Below are 6,473 nucleotides of genomic sequence, written 5' to 3'. Positions count from 1 at the left end.
CACACCTGCCGCCTTGAAGAAATTGTCAAAGCGATGCGCGGCATCGACAAATCCAATCAGAATGAAAATACCCCACAGCGAGGCAATGAAAATCAACAGAGCGCCAAGGGCAGGCGCCGCAATCATCAGGACCGCGACCACAAGTTGCAGGATAAGCCGCAGCACCTGAAGCCAGCAGATCAGGACCAGCACGTCATCAAGCCGCGCCTTGCCACCAAGGCTCTTGCCAATCCAGTAAAGCGTCAGCACCGTGAGCGCCAGGGCGGTAAACAGGAACATCGTGAACAGGACCGGCGAGTGAAAAGCGGGCGGCATCATCGCCGTAGCCATGGGATCATTCGTAGGGTTCAGCCGAAGCGTCACCGAATAGACGATCGAATTGAGCACCGACATAAGCGCCAGCGCCATCCATAACCATTGCCGAGGCAGGTTCAGCGCAATCAGCGCATGGGCGGCGCTGCGCGGGGCGATCAAAGTCTGGACCAGAAGCGCCTTGAAATCGGCCTGTGTCATCGCCTTCCCCACTCTGCCTCGATCCAACCCGCGATCCAGAACCAGCCAAATATCCCGAGCCAGATCAAGCCGACAATCTGCAATCCCGGACCGGGGCCGATGAACCCGGCAACAAGCCCGTGCAAAAGGATGATCGGACTGGCCGCAAGAAGCGCCCAGAACAAGGCCAGGCGCGCGCCATATCCCGTGCCCCGCCCGCGCAGCACCCGCGCCAGACCATGGCTGAGAAGGGCCAGCGTATAGAAGATCAGCGGCGCGATAAAGACCCAGGCCAAAAGAGTGCCTCCCAGCAAGGGGTTCAATTCCTGACCGGTCAGATGCGCCTCGCGGGCAAGGCGCGGCCATTGGGCGATAAAGGTCATCCCACAGGCTGCCACCAGAATCACCAGCGCCCGGTCTTCGCGTGGGCCAGCATCAAGCAGGCGCCGCACCACCCGGCGCGGCCCCCGATAGGTGGCGACGATGTCGCGCGTGACCGGCATCAGCCGCGCCGACGCTCCAGCCAGCCCACGAGCCGACTGTTGATTTCCTCACGCAGGCCCTCGTCCTCGATTTCCTCGACGGCTTCGGCGAGGAACGCCAGCGTCAGAAGGTCGGTTGCAATGGCTTTCGGCACGCCGCGCGCGCGCAGGTAGTAAAGCGCATCCTCGTCAATCGCGCCCGAGGTGCTGCCGTGGGAACAGGCCACGTCATCGGCATAAATCTCAAGCTCCGGTTTGGCGAGGAACTGGCTGTCACCGTCAAGCAAAAGCGATTGGCTTATCTGATAGCCATCGGTCTTTTGCGCCCCGGCCTTGACCAGGATCTTGCCCTGAAACACACCCGTCGCACCGTTGCGCAGCACCTTCTTGAAGACCTGTCGGCTTTCGCAGCGCTCGGCGTCATGGGTGATGAACACGGTGTCATCCTGATGAAAATCACCATCTCCCATGGCCGCGCCGGCCACATGGGCGATCGCATCATCGCCGGTAAGCTCGATCACGCATTCGTTGCGCGTCATCACCCCGTTGGCGGTCATAGTAAAGCTCTTGAACGCGCTCTCCTTGCCCAGCCGGGCAAAGATATGCGTGGCCGCGCGCCGCTCGTGATCACGTCCCTGGGTGCGTACATGGTGGAAACTTGCCCCATCCGCGACCTCGACCTCCATCACCTTGTTGAATCGCGCCGCAGCCGGGCCATTTTCCAGAACGGTAAGCTCGGTCCCCTTGTCCAGCTTGACAAGATTGTGGAGAATCGCATCAGAAGTCTCTGATTTATGGATGTAAATCAGATTGATCGGCTTGCTGACCGCGCCCGTCACATGGATCAGGACACCATCGGTCGCCAGCGCGGTATTTAGCGCCGCGAGCGGGCGCGCCACCGGGTTCTGGCCACGTTCTTCGAGCACGCCATAGGTGTCCTTTGCCCAGTGGATATCGCTTTGACCAGCCTCTGCCAGACGCTCGATCCGCACACCTTCGAGCGAAAGGTCATCGCTGGCATCGGCATCGAAAACGCCGTCCACGAAGACGATCCTGAGCCGGTCAACAGTGTCAAAGACCTCCGGTTCGGCGCCACTGTCAAACAGCGCGGCATGCGGTGCCTCGGCCTGGGTCAGACTGTCGGGGCGAGTGAATTTCCAGTATTCGTCGCGCCGTTCCGGCAGGCCCATGGCCCGCAACCGATCAAGCGCCGCACCGCGCGCCGCCGTCGCCCATGTCGCCCCTTCGGGAAGCTGAAGGGCCGCCAGACGCTCCTGATTTGCGCTCAGTTTTGCCTGTGGGGCTGCCATCATGCCACCTCCGACAGAATATCGGCATAGCCGTTCTGCTCGACCTCAAGCGCCAGGTCCGGCCCGCCGGTCTTTACGATCCGGCCATCGGACATGATATGCACCACGTCCGGTTTGATGTGGTCCAGAAGCCGCTGATAATGGGTAATCACAAGGAACCCGCGGCCCTCGCTGCGCAGGGCATTCACCCCTTCCGCGACAAGCTTCATCGCATCCACGTCAAGACCTGAATCGGTTTCGTCGAGAATGCACATCTTCGGCTCAAGCATGGCCATCTGAAGGATTTCATTGCGCTTTTTCTCGCCCCCCGAAAAGCCCACGTTCACGGGCCGCTTGAGCATGTCTGCGTCGATCTTCAGGGTCTTGGCCTTTTCGCGCACCAGCTTGAGGAAATCGGCGGCGCTGATTTCGTCCTGGCCGCGCGCCTTGCGCTGTGCGTTCATCGCGGTGCGCAGAAAGGTCATATTGCCCACACCGGGGATTTCAACAGGGTATTGGAACGCCAGGAAAAGTCCCGCCGCCGCGCGCTCCTCGGGTTCAAGCTCAAGGATGTTTTCGCCTTCAAGCGTGGCGCTGCCTTCGGTCACGGTATAGCCATCGCGGCCCGACAGCACATAGGACAACGTCGATTTGCCAGACCCGTTCGGCCCCATGATGGCATGCACCTTGCCGGCCTCAACCGTCAGGTTCACACCTTTCAGGATGGTCTTGTCTTCTTCTTCAAGATCGACGTGCAGGTTCTTGATTTCCAACATTTTATGTCCTCATCGTATGTTACGTTCAAACCGGGCTCAGGGCCGGGTCATCATCTCGATTATGCTCAAAAGCCGATCTGGCGGCAGGGCCATCGGCTTGACGTGAAACTCGGCCATGCGGCCATGCAGGCGCAAAGGCGCGCCCAGAAATTCTTCGATCCGGTGGTAGTGTTTGCGACGTTTGTAATCGTCGATCAAAACCACAACCGGGCGGGTGGTGCGCAGCGCCACCGCCATCGCACATCCGGTGCGAAACCGCCCATCGACCAGCACCACATCGGGTTGGCTGAATTCCGGCAGGTCCCAGACCTCGAGCGGATAGCGCGCATAGCGTTTCCAGCCACTGTTGTTGCGCGGATATCCCCATTCCCTGGTCGGCCCGATATCGGACCAGATCACATCCACCTCGGTACCCGTCGCGGGCGGGGTCTGCGCCAGAAAGGCGCGCATCATCTGCGCCCAATCCTGATCGCTTTCCACGGAGAACACCCGCTTGCCCGGCATTTCCGAGGCCATCACCGTCGAGCCGCCCGATCCGTACTCAAGGATCACCGGGGCCCTTTCATAGGCCGCGCGCACCGCCGCCGCCTCTGCTTCGGGCAGGGTCAGCTCTGGCCGCTCTATGACGGATACGCCCGACATCCTAGCCCGGCACCACCCAAGTGCCGGGGCGGCCGCCGATCACATCGGTGTTCGAGCGCCCTTTTACATTGCTGGTGGTGGTGATCATCATCGCATTCAAGCCCAGTTATCGTCCTTGCGGAGGGTGGGTAAAACCCACGCCCTAGCCCACCGACCCTTCCAGAGAAATCGCCACCAACTGCTGTGCTTCCATGGCGAATTCCATCGGCAGCGCCTGAAGCACATCCTTGCAGAACCCGTTGACGACAAGCGCGACGGCTTCTTCCTCATCCATCCCGCGCGAGCGGCAATAGAACATCTGATCGTCATCCACCTTGGATGTTGTCGCCTCGTGCTCCACCCGGCTCGAGTTGTTCTTGACCTCGATATAAGGCACCGTATGCGCGCCGCATTTATCGCCGATCAAAAGACTGTCGCATTGGGTATAGTTGCGGCTGTCCCTGGCCTTGGGATGCATCGACACAAGCCCGCGATAGGTGTTCTGCGCATGGCCCGCGCTGATCCCCTTGGACACGATACGCGAGCGCGTGTTCTTGCCCAGATGGATCATCTTGGTGCCGGTATCGGCCTGCTGGTAATTGTTGGCAATGGCGATGGAATAGAACTCGCCCTGGCTGTCGTTGCCGCGCAGGATACAGCTTGGGTATTTCCATGTGACGGCAGAGCCGGTTTCGACCTGCGTCCACATCACCTTGGCCCGGTCGCCCCGGCAATCGGCACGCTTGGTGACAAAGTTATAGATCCCGCCCTTGCCGTTTTCATCACCGGGATACCAGTTCTGCACCGTGGAATATTTCACCTCGGCGTCTTCCTCGACGATGATCTCGACCACGGCGGCATGAAGCTGTGCAATGTCACGCTGCGGCGCGGTACAGCCTTCAAGATAGCTCACATAGCTGCCCTTGTCGGCGATGATCAGCGTGCGCTCGAACTGACCGGTGTTTTCGGCGTTGATGCGGAAATAGGTGCTCAATTCCATCGGACAGCGCACGCCCGGCGGAACATAGACAAACGACCCATCCGAGAAGACCGCCGAATTGAGCGTGGCATAGTAATTGTCACTGACCGGAACGACCGACCCCAAGTATTTCTTGACAAGCTCGGGGTGCTCTCTGATCGCCTCGGAGATCGAGCAGAAGATCACTCCGGCCTTGCGCAATTCAGCCTGAAAGGTGGTGCCGACAGAAACCGAATCAAACACCGCATCCACGGCCACCTTGCGGCCCTCGGCCGGGGCATCCTCGGCGCCCTCGACCCCGGCAAGGATCATCTGTTCCTTGAGCGGGATGCCAAGCTTGGCATAGGTCGCCAAAAGCTTGGGATCGACCTCGTCCAATGACTTGGGTTTGACCTCCATGCTCTTGGGGCGGGCATAGTAATACTGGTTCTGAAAGTCGATCTTGGGGTAATCGACCATCGCCCAGGTCGGCTCTTCCTTGGTCAGCCAGCGGCGATAGGCCTCAAGCCGCCATTCCGTCATCCACTCGGGCTCTTCGTTTTTCGAGCTGATCAGCCGCACGATATCTTCGTCAAGCCCAAGCGGGGCATATTCCATCTCGATATCGGTTTCCCAGCCGTATTTATAGGCGCCGCCAACCTCGCGCACGGCATCGACGGTTTCCTGATCTACGCCTTCCTTGACCTGAACGTCGTCCAAAGCAGCCATTCCTATCTCCTTAACCTCTCAGACCATCCGGCCCTGATGTTTTTGGCAGCGCTTCAGCCAGGATTCGGCAAAGCGCATAATCTCGTCTTCTGTCGTCGCGGGCCCAAGCGATACGCGCACCGCGCAGCCGGCCTCGGCCTCGTCAAATCCCATCGCCCGCAAAACCTTGCTGGCGCGCACCTTGCCACTGGAACAGGCGCTGCCCGCCGAAATAGCAAACCCGGCAAGATCCATCGCCATCACCTGGGTCTCGCCTTTCCAGCCCGGCGTAATGAAGCAGCTGGTGTTGGGCAAGCGATCGCCAGCTTTCCCGACAAAAATAGTCTCATTTGCAAGCTGTGCAATAGTTGATTCTAGAATGTTTCTAAGTTTTTCCACTCGGGCCCATGTTTCGCCCTCAAGATCACGCGCGGCCGCCTCTGCGGCGGCCCCGAACCCGGCAATGCCGATCACGTTCTCGGTACCCGCCCGGCGCCCCATTTCCTGCCCGCCGCCACGGATTTGCGCCGCAATATCAGTACCACGTTTGACCACCAGCGCGCCAATCCCTTTTGGTCCGCCAAGCTTGTGCGCCGAGATCAGTGCCATCTGCGCGCCGGACCAGTTGAAGGCCACCGGCAGCTTGCCAAATCCCTGGGTCATATCGCTGACCGCCAGCCCCTCGGGCAAGGCCTGAATCACCCCGGTCTCGGAGTTGGCCAACTGCAACACCGATCGCGCCGGATCGCCTACCCTCACCTGTCCGTTGCGATCGACCTCAAGATCATCGCTGACCCAGGCCGCGACCGCATCATGCTCGACCCCTGCCCCGACCAATCCCCGCCCGGCGCAGGCAAGCGCCGCCGCCTCGGTCGCCCCCGAGGTAAAGATCACATCCGCCCCCTCAGCGCCAAAGGCCGCCGCCACCTGCGCACGCGCGCGCTCGACCATACCCAGGGCCGCCCGCCCCTCGGCATGCACACTCGACGGATTGCCGACAACATCCATCGCCGCGATCATCGCCGCCTTCGCCTCGGCGCGCAGCGGCGCGGTTGCATTGTAATCCAGATAGATTCGCGCCATCACCCGGCGGTCCCGGTTTCTTCTTGGCAAAAATACTCGCGCCGCAGGCCCGTAACGGCGCCCG

General features: G+C 60.5%; 7 protein-coding genes. All 7 read right to left on the bottom strand.

Annotated elements, in window-relative coordinates:
• Positions 1–513: Yip1 family protein (locus QZ522_RS16715; protein ID WP_294614206.1), on the bottom strand; the 513-nt coding region annotated here is incomplete at its 3' end.
• The gene (locus QZ522_RS16710) at positions 510–995 is read right to left on the bottom strand and encodes a YIP1 family protein (RefSeq protein ID WP_294614203.1); all 486 of its coding nucleotides are present in this window, start codon (positions 993–995) and stop codon (positions 510–512) included. The genes QZ522_RS16710 and QZ522_RS16715, both read right to left, overlap by 4 nt.
• Positions 995–2,284 (bottom strand): Fe-S cluster assembly protein SufD, encoded by a 1,290-nt coding sequence (gene sufD, locus QZ522_RS16705; RefSeq protein ID WP_294614212.1) that lies wholly within the window; start codon positions 2,282–2,284, stop codon positions 995–997. Before sufD ends, QZ522_RS16710 begins: the two co-directional genes overlap by 1 nt.
• Positions 2,284–3,039 (bottom strand): Fe-S cluster assembly ATPase SufC, encoded by a 756-nt coding sequence (gene sufC, locus QZ522_RS16700; RefSeq protein ID WP_294614200.1) that lies wholly within the window; start codon positions 3,037–3,039, stop codon positions 2,284–2,286. Before sufC ends, sufD begins: the two co-directional genes overlap by 1 nt.
• 36 nt (positions 3,040–3,075) lie before the next feature.
• Positions 3,076–3,681: a hypothetical protein gene (locus QZ522_RS16695; RefSeq protein ID WP_294614197.1), complete on the bottom strand. Its 606-nt coding sequence runs from the start codon at positions 3,679–3,681 to the stop codon at positions 3,076–3,078.
• Between the two features lie 142 nt (positions 3,682–3,823).
• Positions 3,824–5,347, bottom strand: a complete 1,524-nt coding sequence (sufB, locus tag QZ522_RS16690) for a Fe-S cluster assembly protein SufB (RefSeq protein WP_294614194.1) — start codon at positions 5,345–5,347, stop codon at positions 3,824–3,826.
• A gap of 18 nt (positions 5,348–5,365) precedes the next feature.
• Positions 5,366–6,409, bottom strand: coding sequence for an aminotransferase class V-fold PLP-dependent enzyme (locus tag QZ522_RS16685; RefSeq protein WP_294614209.1), 1,044 nt, complete (start codon positions 6,407–6,409; stop codon positions 5,366–5,368).
• Positions 6,410–6,473 lie beyond the last annotated feature (64 nt).

The organism is uncultured Roseovarius sp. (genome assembly GCF_913054395.1).
GTDB lineage: Bacteria > Pseudomonadota > Alphaproteobacteria > Rhodobacterales > Rhodobacteraceae > Roseovarius.
Note: the sequence above shows the minus strand (reverse complement) of the source record. Positions and strands in the feature narration are given on the sequence as shown.